The sequence below is a fragment of the Flavobacterium sp. Sd200 genome (genome assembly GCF_009826935.1).
Lineage (GTDB): Bacteria > Bacteroidota > Bacteroidia > Flavobacteriales > Flavobacteriaceae > Flavobacterium.
In genome coordinates, this window is record NZ_WUMN01000007.1 from 28,724 (window position 1) to 44,828 (window position 16,105).

Consider the following 16,105-nt stretch of genomic DNA (forward strand, 5'->3'; position numbering starts at 1 on the left):
CGTCGCTTATTAGTCTGTTTCATTTTAACTTTGCGTCTCTGCGCCTTTGCGAGAAAAACAATAGCTAACAATTTAAAACTTAATAAAGATTGGTATAAGGCTGGGGTTTATACTGCTACTTTTTTCCATCTGCCACGTTTAAACAGTATGGCACTGGCAATAGCCATGGCAGTCTCGGCAATGGGTATCGCCATAAATACACCTATTGGTCCAAGGTTAAATTGTTTGGCAAGTAAATAAGCAAGGGGTATTTGAAACAGCCAAAAACCAAACAAATTTACTATGGTTGGGGTTTTGGTATCTCCGGCTCCGTTAAAGGCATTTATAAGCACCATACCAATGCCATAAAATATATAGCCTGCACTTAGAATACGAATAGCTTTTACTGCAATGTCGTGTACATGGGCGTTGTTTGTAAAAAACCACATGAGTGGGTCGGCTGCCAAGAGGCATACCACCATTATAAAACCCATATAACTAATATTGAATTTAGCCGTAACCAACACACTGCGCTCAGCGCGTTGTTCCTGTTTTGCACCAAGATTTTGTCCAACCAGTGTTGCGGCAGCATTGCTCAGCCCCCAGGCGGGCAGCATAAAAAACATCATGATGCGCAGTGCGCTCTGGTATCCGGCAGAACCTTCATCGCCACCTGTGGTTGCTACCAGTTCGGCTAAAAATATCCAGCTGCAGGAGGCTATTACAAACTGCAATACGCCCGGTGCGGCTATTTTTACCAAGGCTTTTATCTGTTCCCAGTCGGGTATAAAATAAGAGGCGGCAACTTTTAGCATTCCTTTGCCGTTAAACAGGTTGTACATTTGATACATCACACCAATGCCGCGGCCAATAGTGGTTGCAATGGCTGCACCGGTTAACCCGAATGCAGGCACAGGACCCCAGCCATAAATGAGCAACGGGCACAGCAGGCAGTTGCAAATATTGGCTATCCAGAGGCTTTTCATGGCAATGGCAGCGTTGCCCGCCCCACGGAATATACCGTTAAATAAGAACAGCAGTATAATTACAAAGCTTCCGCCAAGGGTAATGCGGATAAAAGGAGTTCCATATTGTGCCGATTCTAAAGATGAGCCCATGAGTACCAAAATATCGGTGGCATAAATAAAGCCGAGAGCAGCTAAAACAATGTTAACGGCAAGTGCTACAATAATGGCCTGCATGCCTGCCTTTGCTGCAGCCACGGGGTCTTTTTCGCCCACGCGCCGTGCCACCATAGCTGTTGCCGCCATGCTCATGCCTATGGCAATAGAATATAAAACAGTAAGTACCGATTCTGTTAACCCCACAGTTTGTACGGCAAAGCTGCTGTTTTCCAAGTGCCCTACAAAGTACAGGTCTACCAGAGCAAAGACCGATTCCATCATCATTTCAAGCATCATTGGTATCGCCAAAAGCAGTACCGCACGGCGAATGCTGCCTGTGGTAAAATCCATTTCTTCTCCGCTTAGCGATTGTTTAAGCAGGCTGAAAAAGCGTGAAAAAGTGCCTTGTTTTTGTTGGTGTTGAGGCATAATTAGCTGTAATTACTATAAATAGAAATTAAAAAATGTGAGCCGTAAATATAATAGAAAATAAATGATATAAAGGTTAAGTTACTATTCTTCCAGCAGTTCACTGTTAACCCTTGTAGAGGCTATCCATGAAGCAAAAATGCCCAGTACAAATATGGTTGCCAGTACTATTATTACATTTTGAATGGTAAACGTGGTAGGGTAGGCCATAGTGGGGGTAATCATGAACAGGCTATACTGCTGCTGCAATATGATGAGTATGGTAGAAACCAATAACCCTAAAAATGTGCCTATTGCAGTAATGAACATTCCCTGATAAAAGAATATCCTGCGCAGTGTGCTTACTTCAGCACCAAGGCTGTGCAGTGTTTTAATGTTTTCGCGTTTGTCTAATATCAGCATTATCAAGGCTCCGGCAAGGCAAAACAGGGTTAGCACCACTACCAGCGAACTGAACAGGTAAGTAACCAAATTCTCGGCATTCAGCATCTTGTAGAGCGAGTCGTTAAGCTGTGCGCGGTTTTTAATATCTATGCTGTTATTAAATATTGCGTTTAGCTTTTGCCTTACTATGTCTTCGTTAGCACCGGGTTTCAGCTTAATTTCGAGTGCAGTATATTGGTTGGGTTTGTATTCCAGCAGGTTTTGCGCAAGGTCGAGGCTGCAAAACACATATTTATTATCTACATCGTCGCTAACAGAATATACACCTGTAACAATAAGCTGTTCTTTATTAAAGCCATCTTCAGGGCGGTCTATGGTGCCTGCCCCAGCTTTTGGTACATATACTTCGAGTGCACGCTGGGTATTAAAAAGACTCAGAGAAAGCCGCGTAAAAATGCCTGCCCCTACAATAGCCTGCCCGGTGTGCATTTGTAGCCATTGACCAACGATCAGCACCTCTTTTTTATTCATTCCGTTAACGGTAGTGTAGAGGGTGTCTACGCCCTTAAGATAGGCTACCTGTTCTTTTTCGTCAAAATAAAAAAGTACGCGTTCTTCGGCCACGCCGCTGTAGGCGGCAATATCGCCCATGGCCTTAAGATCTTTCTCCTGTTGTGGCGATACAACAAACGATTTACCTTTTAAGGGTGCAATCTTAATGTCGGGGTCGGTGGCGTTGGCAAACGAAAGGCTGAAATCGCGCAGGCCGCTGAATCCGGACATAAGAATGAACAAAGCAGCGGTGCTTACAAAAATGCCAAGGGCGGCAATGCGCGTAATAATGTTTACGGCAGTGCTCTTGCTCCTGCTAATGGTATAGCGGCGTGCTATGTATAAAGAAAAACTCACGTAAAGCGGTTACATTTTTTTGCGTCTGTCCAGCAGTTCGGGGTTTGTAATTGGGTTGTTTTCACCGCTAAGCTCGCGGTCTATAACTTCCATTCTGTCCAGCGTATCGTCTATATAAAACACAAGATTAGGCACTTTGCGCAGTTGCAGCCTTACACGTTGCGAAAGGTCGTGCTTAATGAGCGGGGCATTGCTTTTTACGGCATTAAGTATTTCGCCACCCCTGTCAGACGGAAACACGCTCAAATATACCTTAGCAATAGAAAGGTCAGTGGTTACCACAACTTTAGATACAGATAGTACAAGGTTGGTAATATTATTTTTACGTATTTCGCCCTGTAGTATATCTACAAGGTCTTTTTGCAGCAATGCGCCTATTTTTTTTTGCCTGTTTGTTTCCATGCTGCAAAAATACTTAAAAATTTAATGGTGTGGGATTTAAAGTTACGCATTAGCAGGCAGAAGGCAGCATGCCATAAAGTTATATATTTGTTAATGGTTCTTAGGGTTATATAAAAATACCGTTCACTATGGGGATAATAGTATTCTTCTTTCTTTTAATTGCTATTGCAGTAGTTGTTTCCGCAATGGCTCTGTTGTTTAACAGCATCCGGAAAAGTGAGCTTGGAATAAAGGGAATAATGGCGGGAGCCTTATTACCAGCAGCTATTTACATAATGATATTTATTGACTATAAATTTAGCTGCAGCGTTTATGCTTTAGGCAGCTACTTTGTATTTCCTTTTTATATGGTGTTATTGTCCTTTACAGTCGGTCTTATAGCAAGGGCAATTAAAAAGAATATCTTTAAATCCGTTTCTAATATTCTTTTGGTAAGTGTAATTTTTTCGGCTTTATTCATCACATTATTAAATAAATATACTTTTGGCATAGCAGATTATTTGCAAATTCCTAAATACTATTAATCCTGTTTGCTTTTTTAGTAGTATATTTAGTATGCAATTAACAAGCAAACATTATGAGTGACAAACCAAAAATACTGATTACCGGAGCCACCGGGCAGGTAGGCTCTACCGTACTGAATTTTTTAAGCGGATATAAAGATATAGAACTTGTTGCGGCTGCGCGTAACAATAAAAAAAGGCAGCCTTTTCAGGCAAAAGGCATACGATCTGTACTACTCGACTTTGACAACGAAAGCACTTACGAAGAAGCATTTAAAGATATAGACCGCCTTTTTCTTGTAACAGGATATACGGTTAATATGCTAAGGCAAAGCAAAGCCATTATAGACCACGCCAAACAGGCCGGTGTAAAACACATTGTGCACCTGGGTGCCTGCGGACGCGATAACACTACCGTAGACCACTGGGCATGGCATCAGCTGGTAGAGCGTTATATAGAGTGGAGCGGTTTCTCGTTTACGCACCTGCGCCCTGAAACGTTTATGCAAAACCTGCTGAGTTATGACGGTACATCTATAATAAAACACGGCATTATTCAGCACTATGTAAAAGATGCGCGTAAAAGCTGGGTAGATGTTAACGATGTGGCGGCTGTTGCTGCACAGGCTCTTTTAAAGCCCGAAATTCATAATGGTAAAACGTACCGTTTGGGCTATGATGCAAAATCGTATTATGACATTGCCGATATGCTAACAGAGGCCGTAGGGCAAAAGTTTAAGTATGTGCCGCATCCGCCGGAAGAATTCTTAAAAATTATGAAAGCCAAAAAGGCCGATATGGCTTATATGGATTGCGTGTACAGACATTACATTCGCTATGCCGAGGGTACCATTCCGGGAGCAGATGATGTATTTGATAACTTTAGGGAAATTACGGGCTATGAGCCTACCCGATGGTCCGATTTTATAGAGCGACACAAAGAACAGTTTAAGTATTAAGCCTGTTTTTTCTCATACTAATAGCCTCCTGCATACAATAAGCAGGAGGCTATTTGTTTTTACAAATGTTGCGATTTGTGTATTAATTGATGCTTAAATTAAGTTAAGAATCAAAAATAATCAGACAGACCCGTGTATCATTAAATTTTTTATATTTGCTGCTCATTAAGGTTGCTTAAGCATTTCTATGCCCAAAGCATTAAAAGGGAATTTGGATAAAAACCAAAGCTGTTCCCGCAACTGTAAGCTATTAAGCCTGTTGTTAATCTGCAAAGACCACTGTGCACACGCACGGGAAGGTAAACAACCAGGACGCAAGCCAGGAGACCTGCCTTAGTGATAACAATAATGGGTTCTTCGGGAAAAAGATCCGGATATATGACTTTGAACAAGCTATAAAATGCATTTTTTGCAATGTGCCAATACTATTGGTGCAGATGTTTTTTTATTGTATGTGGTCAGGGTTATTGGCAGTATATAATTAACACAAATATTTATACACAATGGCAAAACTTTACACTTTTTTTGCAGCGTTCCTGTTAGGCTCTTTCGCCTTTGCACAAAATTATACTGATGGCATTTTTGTGCTTAACGAGGGTGGTGCAGGCAGCTACAATGCATCGGTTTCGTTTATTCAAAACGGTACTGTTACCAATAGTCTTTTGGCTACAAACGATCTTGAAACCACATTGGGCAACGTGGGCCAAAGCATGGGCTTTTATGGAGATAACACCTATATAGTGCTTAATATGAGCAATAAAGTAGAGGTGGTAAACAAAGTTACTTTAGAGCATGTTGCAACCATAGATGCCGGGCTTAACAACCCAAGGTTTATTGCCTTTAGCAACGGCAAGGCGTTTGTTACCAACTGGGGCAATGGCCTTGACGATAACGACGATTATGTAGCTGTTATAGATACCGCTACAAATACTATTGAAACCAACATTGCTACGGCTGTAGGTGTAGAAAGGATAGAAGAAATAAACGGAAAACTCTATGTAGCCCATCAGGGAGGTTATGGCTATGGAAACTCCATTAGTGTTATAGATCCTGTTAGTCTTGCTGTAGAGCAAACCATTACAGTGGGCGATGTGCCAAACTCGATGGTAGTTAAAGACGGTTTTTTATATGTTTTATGCGGTGGTAAACCAATGTGGGCTCCGCAGGAGACTTTTGGAGAAATAGACAAAATAGACCTTAGCACTAACACTGTTGTAAGCCTTATAGAAACACCGCTGCAACACCCTCAGCACCTTAAAGGAGGTGAAGGCAATTATGTGTATTATGCTATAGATGAAGAGGTTTTTAAGGCCGATGTTACCGCAGAACAATTGCCTTCTGAGCCTATATTTTCGCTTGGAGCACAGGGCGTGTACGGAATATATGGTATGGATGTTATAGACAATGTGGTATATGTGGCCGATGCCGGCAATTATGTTTCCCCGGGCCAGGTGTATGTTTATGATGCCAATGGTGCGCCACTTGCAAACTATACTGTAGGTGTTATACCTAACAGCTTCTATAAATCGGCAGGCAGTACTGCGGGCGTTACTAACCCTGTTGCTGCTTTAAAAATCACGGTTGCGCCTAACCCGGCTACCGATTTATTTTATATAAACACTACTGATGCTGCTACCGTTAAAATTTACAACACTCAGGGCAGGCTGGTTAAAGATGAGGTTTATACCGCAGCAGGCATTAGTGTTGAAGGCATTACTGCAGGAGTATATTTTGTACAGGTTACTACAGCAAAAGGTACAGGAGTGCAACGCCTTGCCATAAAATAACAGCATGAAAGCAGGTTTACTTACAATTGTTTTTATTGCGTTTGCAACGACGGGTTTTGCCCAGTCTTACCCACCTGCGGCAGAGCAGCCGGGTTCGACTGCGGTGTTTAAAGACAGCCCTCAAATTACAGCATGGGCAACCGGCATTGAGGTACAGCGAGGGCTTATTAATATATCCAATCCTGATGCAATGGCAGCAGGCAGCAGTTATGCAACAGCAGGTTTGCCCGAAAATGCCATAGGATATGCCAATGGCAGCGTTGTAAGCTTGGGCGATGGAGGGCATGCCATTGCTACTTTTTTAAGACCAATAGTTAACGGCCCCGGCTTTGACTTTGCTGTTTTTGAAAACGGCAGTACCGCTTTTTTAGAATTGGCCTTTGTTGAGGTAAGTTCCGACGGGGTAAATTATTTCAGGTTTCCTAACCATAGCGAAACACAAAACCAAACTCAATTGGGCAGTTTTGCAACCCCGCAGGCGCAATATCTTAATAACCTTGCAGGCAAGTATGCAGCCCAGTATGGCACACCATTCGATCTTAGCGATCTGCCCGATAACGTTCTGTTAGATAAAGACAACATTACACACGTAAAAATTATTGATGTTGTAGGCTCTATAGATCCGCTATATGCTTCTTACGACAGTTTTGGCAATGCTGTAAACGAGTCGTTCCCTACGCCGTTTGCATCAGGAGGTTTCGATTTGCAGGCTGTGGCTGTAATCAACCAACAGGCCTTAGGCTTGCAGCAGTTTGGTAAAGCAAATGTTTGCTTATATCCAAATCCTGCAAAAGGGCAGGTGTATTTAAAAACGCAAGCTGACACAGACGTTTTGATATATGATGTGAGCGGACGCTTAGTATTATCTGCCAAAGGAGTTTATAATGGCCAGGCAGTAGATATTTCTGCATTGCCATCAGGTACATATAAAGTAGAGTTTTCTTCAAATACAGGCTCTTCTGCATTATCCTTAGTGGTAAACTAAAGGTTGGTGTAGTACTTATAATCTAAATCCGCTTGTGGTACTGCCGCAAGCGGATTTTTTTTACCGCCGTTCAAAAAAAGCCATAACTTTATAATACTCTAATTATAATGATAATGAAAAAAATAGAACACATAGGCATTGCTGTACAAAGCCTTGAAACTTCTAATATATTGTTTGAAAAACTGCTGGGCATGCCGCCTTATAAAACCGAAGAGGTGGCAAGCGAGGGAGTTAAAACTTCTTTTTTTAAAAGCGGCCCCAATAAAATAGAACTGCTTGAGGCCACCACGCCTGATAGCCCCATTGCTAAGTTTTTAGAAAAGAGAGGGGAGGGCATACATCACATTGCTTTTGATGTGGAAGATATTACTGCCGAAATTGAGCGTCTCAAAACAGAGGGTTTTATACTAATAAATGAAACCCCTAAAAAGGGTGCCGACAATAAGCTGGTTGCTTTCCTGCATCCTAAAGGCACCAATGGTGTTTTAATAGAACTTTGCCAGGAGATGTCCATTTAAAATTTAAGAATGCAGATTAACTATTTATAGAACCAATAATCCCCTGTAAGACAGCAATGCTTTACAGGGGATTATATTTATATACCGATTGGTATCGTGTTTAGTTTATAACCAGTTTTTGTTGTGTGCGGTTGCTGCCAACGGTTACTTCCATCATATAAATACCGGTTTGCAAAGCAGAGGTATCTATACGGTTAGCCTGTGTAGTTAGTTGCTCTTGCAAAAGCCTTTTCCCACCAAGGTCATAAATAGTAGCTGTTGCGTCTTCGCCTTTAAAAGTCACAAAAACCTCGTTGCTGGCAGGGTTGGGATGCACTTTTATTTCTTTTTTATCAAATTGTGCAGTTCCTGCCGTAGCATCGGTTACTTTATATATAATTCCGGTATCACCACCTGCTATATAAAGGTTACCGCTGTTATCTTCGCCAAAAGTGGTAAAGTTTACATTAAAGGTAGGTGTCCAGGTTATTTCGTCCGGTATGGTGCTGTTTACCCAGCCAATACTTCCGCTGCAATAATCGGCAAAAAAATATTTGTTCTGCATGTTGGCAAACTCAGTACCGCTGTAAACATATCCGCCTGTAATAGAGCAGCGGCTCCCGGAATGATTATATTGTACTACTGGAAAAGTCAAAGTGCCACTGCTGGGGCATCCATTATTATTATAAACAGAGTTACCTTCATAACATCTCCAGCCAAAGTTCCTGCCAGCCGTGGCAGTAGTTACTTTATTGATTTCCTCTATTGCATTTTGACCCACATCGGCAATCCACATATCTCCGTTTAGCCTGTCATACGAAAATTTCCATGCGTTGCGCAATCCATAAGCCCACACCTCCTGAGCACCCCCTGCAATGGCAAATGGATTGGTTGGAGGTATTAGATAAGTAACATCTGTCATGTTGCCTATATTAATATCTATGCGCAGCATTTTGCCTAAAAGCACGCCTGTGTTTTGAGCATTGTTGCTTTGGTCTCCGCCGCCGCCGCCATCGCCGGTAGAAATATAAAGGTATCCATCGGCACCAAAATGCATGCTGCCGCCATTATGATTGCTGTTTACAGGATGCGGAATGGTAAGTACAACCGATCTGCTTGTAGCATCAGCTACTTCCGGGTTCGTGGTGCTTCGCGTATAGCGGGCAATTTCTATATCTCCTGAGTTGTTTACATAATATACATAAAAATATCCGTTAGTGGCATATTCCGGATGAAAAGCCAGTCCCAGCAACCCCTGCTCGCCCCCCGTTCTGATAGGAGAAACCGTTACAAAAGGAGTAGTGTTTACAGTGCCGTCTTCCTGCAGTATGCGTATTTGGCCTCCCTGTTGCACAACATACAGTTTATTGCTGTTGCTGCCATCGCGGGCAATTTCAGATATGCTTGCAAAGCCTGTGGCCACCTGCTCCAGCTCTATGGTCTGCGCAAAAGTGGCAGAGGACAGCATAAAGACAGATAAAAGTAATTTTAATTTCATAGCAAATTGGTTTATAAGTTTTTACGTAAATTTAATAAGAAAACATTAACCTCTGTTTTAGTTAAGAATAAATTATGTTTTAAAAATCATGTATTGTATTATGATTTAGCTGAAGCAGTTTTCCACCATTGGTAAGTGAGGCTTTTGGTTATTTAAGATTTAAATGAATGAAAAAATATAATCCCCTGTTTAAGTACTGACTTGAACAGGGGATTAAAAATATACCGATTGGTATGGCTAATTTATGCTTGGTTTAAAGCAAATTTCTGCGATGAAAAGCTCTACTTGGGCTTATTTCTTTAAGGCGCTATAGATTGGCTATGACTTTATCTTTAGGATGCTTAATTTTATAACTTATGCGTACTTTCTTGGCTTCTCCGGGCTGTAGTTTCAGTTCCCAGGTAAGCACTCCGGTTTCGACATTGGCTTTTGCTTTGTCGCTTTGCAGCAGTTCAATTTCAATTTCCTTATCGGTGCTGATCGGATACTGATCTTTTAAAGTAAGTTGTACAGCCTCTTTCTTATTATTGCGAATAGTGGTTTCAAACGTAAACGTCTGCTCTTTATAGGCTGACAGGAATTTTGTGCCAGATTTTTCTACAATTTTTTCTCTTTTAATAGAAACTTTTCTATCACGGCCCATGCTTAGGTTTAGTGTGTCTGATGTTTGGTTGGGGTCTATGTAGGTTTTACCTATATACATCCCTTCAAAAATAATGTTGGCCTCGCCTTTAAGCAGGTTATATTTAGAATAGTCACTTAGCTCTGCCAGTAAAAATGCTTCTTTCTCTGCCTTTGGCACGGCATAATGCCTATAAGTGGCAGGGATTTTAATGTCTTTAAGGCTAACACTGTGTTTTTTGCCGTTACTCAATATATCATACGGAATATCAATATCAAACGATACCGATAATTGGTTTTCGGTAATGGTGGTATATGCTCCAACGTTTTTAGCTCTTGTTCCATAGCCTGTAACGACTACTTCTTGTAATTCAGCTTTGTCGGCATTATATGTATTCATGGCAAGGCTGTTTGCACCTCTTATCATTACATTATCGCCAAATCTTAAAAACCATGCACTTAGCAACGGTGCCTGGTTGTTTTGGTTAGGGGTTCCGCTGCTAAGGGTTAGCTTTACCTTTTTCCAGTCTATACCTGTTTGCTGTACTACCTGTGCTTTATACAACATGTTTATTGGTCCCGATGTATTTTCTGCTCTCAGGTCATAAAATGGTGTCCACGATGCATTGGGGGTAAGATAGCTAATGTCGAGCGGCACACTGCCAGCTTGCTCGTTCATGACCTGTAATACCAGTTTGCCCGAAGATGTTTTTTCGGCCTGCTGTGTGTTTATTTCAAGACGGCTGTTCAGTTTGGCCAGCAGCTCGTTCAGTTTTTGCTCTTTTTCGGTCAGTGTGTTGTAAGTTGTCATGCTCTCAGTATACTTTGCTTTGCTGTAGTCGGCAAGTTTAGTAAGTTCTGCTACATTAAGCCCGGTGTTGCTGCCCGAAACCACACTGTTCTTATCTAAGAGTTCGAGGGTTTTAAGCTCGCTGTTTTTAAGCACGCCTGTGCGCTGTATTTCTTTTTGAACCACTTTAATACTGTCGCGCACCTTTTTAATGGCAGGCGAGGTTTCGTCAGGTTCAAACTCCGAAATATAGTCGCGTGTAAATTGTACAGACAGTACTGTGACCGATGCCGGTGCGCCTATCTGTACTGTATTTTCGTTAAGGTAGTCGGCAACATTTTTAACCACAATTTCGCTGGTGCCTGCTGGTAGGGTTACACTTGCCTGCTGCGCAATTTCGGCAGCATTAAAATATACGGTAGCCGCCTTAACCTTTGCGGTAGTAAAAATAGGTTTTTGGGCGTATGCCATGCCGCTAAACAGCAAAAGCATAAAAAGTGCTCTTTTCATATAATCAGATTTTATCTTTTTATATAAAGAGCAGTTTTTTAAACCAAAGGTTGGGAGGGAATGGAAAATTTTAAAACGCCTGCTTGCTCAGGTTTAGGAAAATTTCGTCAATATCTAATGTATCGCTGGCAAAAAGGCTTTCTTTATTTAGCGGAAGCCTGCCGCGTGCACGGCCTATAATGTTTACATGACCCTTTTGGGCTATAGTATCATCCGGCATAATAAGCCCGCGCCTAAGCATAATATTTTTAATATAGTTGTCGTGCTTAAGGGCATAGCTTTTAAGTTCGCCTTCGTCATTAAAACGCCACATAAATGTTTTAGGGCTTGGTATAATACTTGCCAAAAACAGGCACTCATCAAGGGTTAGCAATGCGGGGCTTTTATCAAAATAATAGTGCGATGCCTCGCCAATGCCATACACATCAGGTCCCCATTCTATAATATTAAAATACACTTCGAGCATGCGTTCTTTGCCCACTATGCGGTTGTTCTCTAAAATATAAACCAACAGTATTTCTTCTAGCTTGCGCGAAAGGGTTTTCTCGCGGGTAAGAAAAGCATTCTTAACAAGCTGCATGCTTATGGTGCTGCCCCCGCGGGAGAATTTTTTAGTCTTGATGTTCTTGATTATCGACTGCCTGAAAGCCTCAGTTATAAAACCACGGTGGCTAAAAAACGAAGGGTCTTCGCTGGTTAGTACGGCCTTGCGTAAAAACGGAGATATATCTGCAATAGGGGTATAGTTAGGGTTACCCGATCCTACCAGCACAGGTCTTTGCACACGGCCATTGTCTACTGCCCTGTATACAAAACTACCGTTAAGCTTGGCAAGGTCGGCAGCGCCATATTTGTTTATTTTTAAACCCTCTTTGTCGAGGGTGCTGTTAAACACCAGTGTGTTAGGTTTGTTCTTGTTGAACAAAAAATCGAGGTTATAGCTAAAGCTGCCTTCGGCTTCCATGCCTTCAAAGTTGGTAAACAACCCTTTTGGCAATGATGTTATAAAATCCTGCGCAGGCATTTTTGGTATGCGCGTTTTTATCTGGTAAATAGTATCGTCCTCTACACTGTATTTTGCAAAGGGGTTAAATTTTATTTTGTTAAGCTGAACGGTGCTGGTGCTGTCGAGCTCAACAAAGCTGTCGCCAAATAAAAAGTGGTAATCAAAACGGGCATTGTCTATCACTACATCTTTTGTAGCAATGCGTCGGTGGTTAACCATAAAATTCTGTATCGAGGCATAGCCGTCTACATGCAGCTCGCCACCATCCATTTCAATATTCTCTACATTTAAATGAATATTGTCAAACCCTGATTTTAGCCCAAACCTTCGGGCAATATAAGGCACGGCAATGCGCGATGTATCGGCATTAAAAAACTTCAGGTCGGCTTTGCGGTTACGCGGGTCGGCAAAACCTTTAACCTTCCAGTTTTGCGATATCGTGTCTTCAACAACGTTTATGTTGCTTTCAAGCTGGTTGTCGGCAAGGCGAAGCTGAGTAAGGTTCATGCTTATTTGCTGGCCTTTGTCGTTTACTCGCAATGCAAGATTGTCAAGAGCCATATCTGTGGGCACCAGGTTAAGCACTTTTGTTAGCAGGCGGTAAGCCCGTTCGGCATAACTGTTGCGTGTGTTGTCTTCCTCCTCGTCTTTATTTTTTTTGCTGTGTAAAAAAGAACGAAAATTCCAGCCTAAAGAGTCATTAACCAACTGTACATAACCGTTTTTCATATTCAGTGTGCCAAGCTGTATATCGCCTGTAAGTAATCTCGAAAGATTAATGCTTGTGTTGATTTCCTGTACCTGCAAAAGTGTATCGGCACCTTTAGGCACAAGGGTAATACCTTTCATTTCTATACCAGATAGCCCTTTAAACTTAGCCTCTTTAACGCTAAAGGCTGTGTTATAATCAGAGCTCATTTTATCAGTAACTTTTGCAACGGCTTTTTGTAATGCCTTATCGCGAAAAGCAAAAAACGATATGCCCGCTACAAGCAGCAGTACCACGATTATAGAGATTACCCAAAGGGCAATTTTTTTGAAATTTATTTTTTTGCGCATGTGTAAGTTTAGCCAAACAGGTGGGCTGCCACATCTTCTATCTTTGCCACCAGTTTAATGTCTATTAACGTGTTTTTTAATGAAACCTTGTTATACTTAGAAACAAAAATAGTAGAAAATCCTAACTTTTCGGCCTCAAGTATGCGTTGTTCTACACGATTTACAGGCCTTATTTCTCCGGAAAGGCCAATTTCGCCTGCAAAACAGTAGTCTTTATTAATGGGTATATCTTCGTTAGACGATAGTATTGCCGCTACAACCGCAAGGTCTATGGCTGGATCATCTACCGTTATGCCTCCCGTTATATTTAGAAAGACGTCTTTAGCCCCAAGCCTGAAACCCGCCCTTTTTTCGAGCACGGCAAGCACCATATTAAGCCTCTTGGCATTATAGCCTGTGGTGCTGCGTTGTGGGGTTCCGTATACTGCTGAGCTTACCAGTGCCTGAATTTCTATCATTATTGGTCGCATGCCCTCCATGGTGGTGGCAATAGCAGTGCCGCTAAGTTCTTCTTCTTTGTGCGATATAAGTATTTCGCTGGGGTTGGCCACTTCGCGCAGGCCGCTACCTAACATTTCATAAATGCCCAGTTCGGCGGTTGAGCCAAAGCGGTTTTTTAGCGATCTCAGTATGCGGTACACATGGTTGCGGTCGCCCTCAAATTGCAGCACGGTGTCTACCATGTGCTCCAGTATTTTTGGCCCGGCAATGCTGCCATCTTTGGTAATGTGTCCTATAAGAATTACGGGCACATTACTTTCTTTGGCAAATTTTATAAGCTCGGCTGTAGTTTCGCGAATTTGGGATATACTTCCGGCAGACGATTCTATATAATCTGTATGCAGTGTTTGTATAGAGTCTATAATTACCACTTCGGGGTCTATAGCCTCTATTTGCCTGAATATGTTTTGGGTTTTGGTTTCGGTAAGTACATAACAGTTATCTGCTTTTGCTGTAATGCGCTCAGCCCGCATTTTTATTTGTTTCTGGCTTTCCTCACCGCTAACATACAAGGTTCTAAAAGGTAGTTTTAAAGATATTTGCAATAACAGTGTGCTCTTGCCAATGCCTGGCTCTCCACCTAAAAGAGTTAAAGATCCCGGCACAAGCCCACCTCCTAAAACACGGTTAAGCTCGCCGTCGCCTGTATCCATTCGAACCTCGTTGGCAGAATCGATCTCTGTAATGCGAAGCGGTTTGGGTATTTTTTTAGTTTCGGGAGCCGAAGAATTCCATGAAGGTTTGTCTTCTTTTTGCACAATTTCTTCTGCTATGGTGTTCCATTGTTTGCAGGAGTTACATTGCCCCTGCCACTTAGAGTATTGTGCGCCACAGTTTTGGCAGTAAAAAACGGTTTTTAGTTTAGCCATTCAAATAGTTGGTAATAGCCTCAAATGTAATCATTTTTTGCAAATGTATTTGTAACTGCCAACCTGTAGATATTGAAAGCTATATTAGGTATTTATCAATCAATAGTATGTACTCTATTGTTTAACGCTTTCGCCTTTGGTTATCATAAAATCTTTGGTGTATTCGCCAATAGGGTCCAGTGTATAACCGTTCATGTAAGCCCTGTTGGCTTTTTTATTGTCGCCAAGCATTTCATAATACAGGCCGTCATAATATTCGCCAATGGTTTTTTTAGGATAGTTTTTTTTGGCAAGAGAAGCAAGGTCTCTCAGTTCTTTATAGGCTGCATTTTTTAATATGGCAGCTTCAATAGCCTTAAAATCGCCAAGACGGATTACCATTTTTACGCCAAGGTCTTTTTCTATAACATCATATTTTTCCTTAAGATAGTCTACATAACCAGATGGCAATGTCTCTATCCTGTCTTTATATTCTGTTGGCGATATTGGCCTGTAAGAATCGAAAATACTATATAATGCACCCGGAATGCCGTAAGGCACTACAGAGTAGTGCGAACCCGACGCAAACTCTTCAAAAACATATTTCAGGTTGTTGTTTTTTGGCAATGCTTTAATAGTTTCATCCATTGCCTTTATTTTTTTTCTCAGCTTTGGTGCATCGCCTTCGGTGGTACACATATAAAAAAATACAGGTGTCTTTATTTTTCCTAAAACCTCCGGCAACAGGTTTTCCATGTTTGCCTGCAAATCTGGGCTAAAATTTATATATCCTTTAAACGGAGAGTTATCCCTGTACAAAAACAGGCTTGCCATATATGCGGTTGCATCGTGCCCTGCAATTACCTTAAATGGAGAAAGGCGATAAGTTTTGTCAAGGTAGGGCATAAGTTCGTCGTTAATAAACATGAAGAATTTACCCCCGTTACCTTCTGGCAGTCCGGTTGTTGCATTTATAAGACAATCCTGTTGGCGCTGGTCGGCATAGTTTTGGTCTACGCCCACAATTATAGCTTCCGGAAGCTCGTCCCAGTAACCTGTATAGTTAAAAATACCCTCAAAAGGCGCAGCCATATAATCGCCGTCTAAAACAAGTATAAGCGGGTATTTTTTATCTTTATCCTGCTTATAATACGGCGGCAGGGTTACCGTAAAAGTTCTTTTAGCATTTAAGTTTTGAGAAAAAATCTCCTCAGCTTTTTTTTGCGCAAACAAGGGTACTGCTGCTACGAGTAGTAACAGTAAGGTTTTGTATGTCATAGCTTTGTAATTTTAAGGGGATAAAATTCGTCAAGC

13 protein-coding genes and 1 riboswitch are annotated in these 16,105 nt (G+C 41.7%); of the genes, 5 read left to right on the forward strand and 8 right to left on the reverse strand.

Annotated features, from left to right (window positions below):
- Positions 1-107: 107 nt before the first annotated feature.
- The 3 genes from GR160_RS16080 to rbfA all read right to left on the reverse strand — a co-directional run bounded on the left by GR160_RS16080 (position 108) and on the right by rbfA (position 3,227).
- Entirely contained in the window at positions 108-1,532 is a 1,425-nt protein-coding gene (locus tag GR160_RS16080; RefSeq protein ID WP_160750918.1) for an MATE family efflux transporter, read from the reverse strand.
- Between the two features lie 84 nt (positions 1,533-1,616).
- Complete coding sequence (locus GR160_RS16085; protein WP_160750919.1) at positions 1,617-2,825, reverse strand: FtsX-like permease family protein; 1,209 nt, start codon at positions 2,823-2,825, stop codon at positions 1,617-1,619.
- 9 nt (positions 2,826-2,834) lie between these two features.
- Positions 2,835-3,227 carry a 30S ribosome-binding factor RbfA gene (rbfA, locus tag GR160_RS16090; protein WP_160750920.1) on the reverse strand — a complete coding sequence of 131 codons (393 nt, stop codon included), beginning with the start codon at positions 3,225-3,227 and terminating at the stop codon, positions 2,835-2,837.
- Between the two features lie 128 nt (positions 3,228-3,355).
- Here rbfA and GR160_RS16095 point away from each other — a divergent pair, with 128 nt between their 5' ends.
- The 5 genes from GR160_RS16095 (at position 3,356) to mce (ending at position 7,979) form a co-directional block, all read left to right on the forward strand.
- Positions 3,356-3,751, forward strand: a complete 396-nt coding sequence (locus tag GR160_RS16095) for a hypothetical protein (protein ID WP_160750921.1) — start codon at positions 3,356-3,358, stop codon at positions 3,749-3,751.
- Positions 3,752-3,804: 53 nt separating this feature from the next.
- Entirely contained in the window at positions 3,805-4,689 is an 885-nt protein-coding gene (locus tag GR160_RS16100) for an SDR family oxidoreductase (protein WP_202390804.1), read from the forward strand.
- Between the two features lie 151 nt (positions 4,690-4,840).
- A riboswitch (cobalamin riboswitch) is annotated at positions 4,841-5,040 on the forward strand.
- Between the two features lie 152 nt (positions 5,041-5,192).
- Entirely contained in the window at positions 5,193-6,476 is a 1,284-nt protein-coding gene (locus GR160_RS16105) for a DUF5074 domain-containing protein (RefSeq protein ID WP_160750922.1), read from the forward strand.
- 4 nt (positions 6,477-6,480) lie between these two features.
- Positions 6,481-7,461: a T9SS type A sorting domain-containing protein gene (locus GR160_RS16110; protein ID WP_160750923.1), complete on the forward strand. Its 981-nt coding sequence runs from the start codon at positions 6,481-6,483 to the stop codon at positions 7,459-7,461.
- 113 nt (positions 7,462-7,574) lie between these two features.
- The gene (gene mce, locus GR160_RS16115) at positions 7,575-7,979 is read left to right on the forward strand and encodes a methylmalonyl-CoA epimerase (protein WP_160750924.1); all 405 of its coding nucleotides are present in this window, start codon (positions 7,575-7,577) and stop codon (positions 7,977-7,979) included.
- A 100-nt stretch (positions 7,980-8,079) separates the two neighbouring features.
- Here the strand turns inward: mce and GR160_RS16120 are convergent, their stop codons facing one another.
- The 5 genes from GR160_RS16120 to GR160_RS16140 form a co-directional block, all read right to left on the reverse strand.
- Positions 8,080-9,456: a PQQ-dependent sugar dehydrogenase gene (locus GR160_RS16120; protein ID WP_160750925.1), complete on the reverse strand. Its 1,377-nt coding sequence runs from the start codon at positions 9,454-9,456 to the stop codon at positions 8,080-8,082.
- Positions 9,457-9,763: 307 nt separating this feature from the next.
- A complete protein-coding gene (locus GR160_RS16125) occupies positions 9,764-11,377 on the reverse strand; it encodes a DUF4139 domain-containing protein (RefSeq protein WP_160750926.1) in 1,614 nt (537 codons plus the stop codon).
- 70 nt (positions 11,378-11,447) lie between these two features.
- On the reverse strand, positions 11,448-13,442 hold the full coding sequence (locus tag GR160_RS16130) for a transglycosylase domain-containing protein (RefSeq protein WP_160750927.1): 1,995 nt from the start codon (positions 13,440-13,442) through the stop codon (positions 11,448-11,450).
- Positions 13,443-13,450: 8 nt separating this feature from the next.
- Positions 13,451-14,812 carry a DNA repair protein RadA gene (gene radA / locus GR160_RS16135; protein WP_160750928.1) on the reverse strand — a complete coding sequence of 454 codons (1,362 nt, stop codon included), beginning with the start codon at positions 14,810-14,812 and terminating at the stop codon, positions 13,451-13,453.
- A 114-nt stretch (positions 14,813-14,926) separates the two neighbouring features.
- Positions 14,927-16,069, reverse strand: a complete 1,143-nt coding sequence (locus GR160_RS16140; protein ID WP_160750929.1) for an alpha/beta hydrolase — start codon at positions 16,067-16,069, stop codon at positions 14,927-14,929.
- Between the last annotated feature and the right edge of the window lie 36 nt (positions 16,070-16,105).

Excerpts from the sequence above, each read along its gene's own strand:
- GR160_RS16080 (WP_160750918.1), bottom strand. The coding sequence starts at position 1,532 with ATGCCTCAACACCAACAAAAACAAGGCACTTTTTCACGCTTTTTCAGC.
- rbfA (WP_160750920.1), bottom strand. The coding sequence starts at position 3,227 with ATGGAAACAAACAGGCAAAAAAAAATAGGCGCATTGCTGCAAAAAGAC.
- GR160_RS16095 (WP_160750921.1), top strand. The coding sequence starts at position 3,356 with ATGGGGATAATAGTATTCTTCTTTCTTTTAATTGCTATTGCAGTAGTT.
- GR160_RS16100 (WP_202390804.1), top strand. The coding sequence starts at position 3,805 with ATGAGTGACAAACCAAAAATACTGATTACCGGAGCCACCGGGCAGGTA.
- GR160_RS16105 (WP_160750922.1), top strand. The coding sequence starts at position 5,193 with ATGGCAAAACTTTACACTTTTTTTGCAGCGTTCCTGTTAGGCTCTTTC.
- GR160_RS16110 (WP_160750923.1), top strand. The coding sequence starts at position 6,481 with ATGAAAGCAGGTTTACTTACAATTGTTTTTATTGCGTTTGCAACGACG.
- mce (WP_160750924.1), top strand. The coding sequence starts at position 7,575 with ATGAAAAAAATAGAACACATAGGCATTGCTGTACAAAGCCTTGAAACT.
- GR160_RS16120 (WP_160750925.1), bottom strand. The coding sequence starts at position 9,456 with ATGAAATTAAAATTACTTTTATCTGTCTTTATGCTGTCCTCTGCCACT.
- GR160_RS16125 (WP_160750926.1), bottom strand. The coding sequence starts at position 11,377 with ATGAAAAGAGCACTTTTTATGCTTTTGCTGTTTAGCGGCATGGCATAC.
- GR160_RS16130 (WP_160750927.1), bottom strand. The coding sequence starts at position 13,442 with ATGCGCAAAAAAATAAATTTCAAAAAAATTGCCCTTTGGGTAATCTCT.
- radA (WP_160750928.1), bottom strand. The coding sequence starts at position 14,812 with ATGGCTAAACTAAAAACCGTTTTTTACTGCCAAAACTGTGGCGCACAA.
- GR160_RS16140 (WP_160750929.1), bottom strand. The coding sequence starts at position 16,069 with ATGACATACAAAACCTTACTGTTACTACTCGTAGCAGCAGTACCCTTG.